The organism is Bacillus sp. AFS040349, assembly GCF_002577655.1.
Taxonomy (GTDB): Bacteria; Bacillota; Bacilli; order Bacillales; family Bacillaceae; genus Metabacillus.
Genome location: NZ_NUMC01000117.1, coordinates 1 through 2292 on the forward strand (window position 1 = coordinate 1; position 2292 = coordinate 2292).

The window sequence follows — 2292 nt, forward strand, 5'->3', positions numbered from 1 at the left end:
TGTATTTGATAAATTAGATTTGAGCCACTTTTCAATAGTTTGATCACATAAAAAATGAGCCACACGATTTCCAATTTAATTAACCTCTTTTATGATTGTAAGTGACCAAACTATCAATCAGAGAAGAGGAACAAAAGGATGATCAATATGGCTCAATTTCATCGTATCAAATTTTTAAAAGAGGTTGAAGGATTATCACAAAGACAAATTGCAGAAAAACTTGGTATTTCAAGAAACACCGTTAGTAAATACTTAAAACAAAATGTAGCTCCTACAACCATTCAACGCCAAAAGGTCTATGGTACAAAGCAGTATTCTGATGAAACAAAGCGAGTATTGCCGATTATCGATCAATGGCTTGAGGAAGATCTAAAGAGCTGGGGAAAACAAAAACATACAGCTGCGAGAATCTTCAATCGACTAGAAGACGAGTATGATTTCAAAGGTTCCGCATCCAATATTCGAAAAATCGTTGCCAAACGTAAAAAGAAACTACAGGAAGTCTTCATTCCACTTGATTTTCAACTCGGCCACCAATTCCAATTCGACTGGGGAGAGGCGGACATTATTCTACAGGGTCGAACGCAACGTGTTTACCTCTTTTGCATTCAGCTTTCGGCAAGCCGCCTACGATTTGTAAGAGCTTATCTAAATGAAAAACAAGAAGCTTTCTTAGATGGTTTTGTTCATGCGTTTGAGTTTTTTGGAGGCGTTCCAACTGAAGGACTCTTCGATAATTTAAAAACAGCTGTACTTAAAATTCTTCAGGGGCGTGATCGCCTCGAACAAGAATCTTTTATCGCTCTCCAGGCTCATTATTTATTCAAAGCAGAATTTTGTAATGTACGATCTGGAAACGAAAAAGGACGCATTGAAGGGACAGTAGGTTATATAAGAAGAAATGCCCTTGTACCTAAACCAGAAGTCCAATCGTTAGAGGAATTAAATGAATACCTTTCAGAATGGTGCCTACAAGAGGCTGATAGACGAATGGTACCTTACTCAAAAGAAACAGTTTTAGCTATGTGGGAAAAGGAGAAACAACAGCTTCACCCATTGCCAGAGAACCGTTTTGAGGCGTGTAGGCTTGTTTCATGCCAAGTAAATAAAACATCTTTAATAACCGTTGATACCAACCAATACTCTGTTCCATGTAGCTATGTCGGTCAAGCTGTGTGGGCAAAAATTTTTGTGGATCGTGTGATCGTTGTGGCTCAAAATCAAGTGATCGCGGAACATTCTCGTTCCTATGAGAGAAATCAAATGGTTACCGTTTTAGATCATTATCTAGAAGCTCTATTAAAGAAACCACGTGCTGTCAGAGATGCCCGTGCCTTTCAATCTTCTAAAGTACCAGAAGTGTTCAGGCGTTTCCATCAAAAGATGCGTGAACAAGAAGGTGCTGCAGGAGATCGAAAGTTTATTCGTCTACTCCTTCTCCATCGGGAGATAGGAATGGAGAAACTCACGCAAGCTTTACAACAGGCGGAACAAACGCAGATATTTAGGTATGAAGTGGTTCATGAAATAATTCAAAAACTGACAAACGCAAACGTCAAAATCCATGACCTTTCGAAAGAGAAAACGCCTACTAATCTAGTAGATTATAAAGTTAAAAAATCGAATGTAGCTCAATATGGACAATTAACAGGAGGTCAGTAAGATGACAACAGAATTACTAGTGGATCATTTAACCAAGCAGCTTAGAATGCCTACCATTCACAAACAGTATCGCTCTCTCGCAAGAGAAGCTGAAGAACGTAACCTTAGCTATGAAGAGTATTTGTTAGCCTTACTTGAAGTAGAGATAGAAATGAGAGATGAAAATCAAAAACAGAGGCGACTAAAACAAGCAAACTTTCCAGTCCAGAAAACCTTGGATACCTATGATTTCAGTTTAATGCCTAGTCTAAATCGAAATCGTTTTTTAACACTAGCTAAAGGTGAATTCGTTGAGAAAAAGGAAAACATTCTCTTTCTCGGAAATAGTGGTACTGGAAAGACCCATCTAGCTACAGGACTCGGTATTGAGATGATAAAGAATGGTTATAAAACCAAGTTCATTACAGCGTCTAAATTAGTAGAAGAATTACTGATGGCGAATGACGAGCATAAACTCGGTGCTTTAGAAAAGAAGTGGCTCAAATTTGATGTGATCATCGTAGATGAGCTAGGGTATGTACCTTTTTCAAAAATTGGATCAGAGCTCCTATTTCAATTTTTCTCAAGTAGGTATGAACGTGCAAGCGTTATTATTACTACCAATCTTGAATTTACGGAGTGGACTAGTCT

Annotated in this window: 2 protein-coding genes; both read left to right on the forward strand. The window is 38.2% G+C overall.

Annotated elements, in window-relative coordinates:
- The first annotated feature begins 147 nt into the window (after window positions 1-147).
- A complete protein-coding gene (gene istA / locus COD11_RS21610; RefSeq protein WP_231307496.1) occupies window positions 148-1662 on the forward strand; it encodes an IS21 family transposase in 1515 nt (504 codons plus the stop codon).
- A gap of 1 nt (window position 1663) precedes the next feature.
- On the forward strand, window positions 1664-2292 hold a 629-nt coding region (gene istB / locus COD11_RS21615), incomplete at its 3' end, for an IS21-like element helper ATPase IstB (protein ID WP_098798983.1).

Excerpts from the sequence above, each read along its gene's own strand:
- istA (WP_231307496.1), top strand. The coding sequence starts at position 148 with ATGGCTCAATTTCATCGTATCAAATTTTTAAAAGAGGTTGAAGGATTA.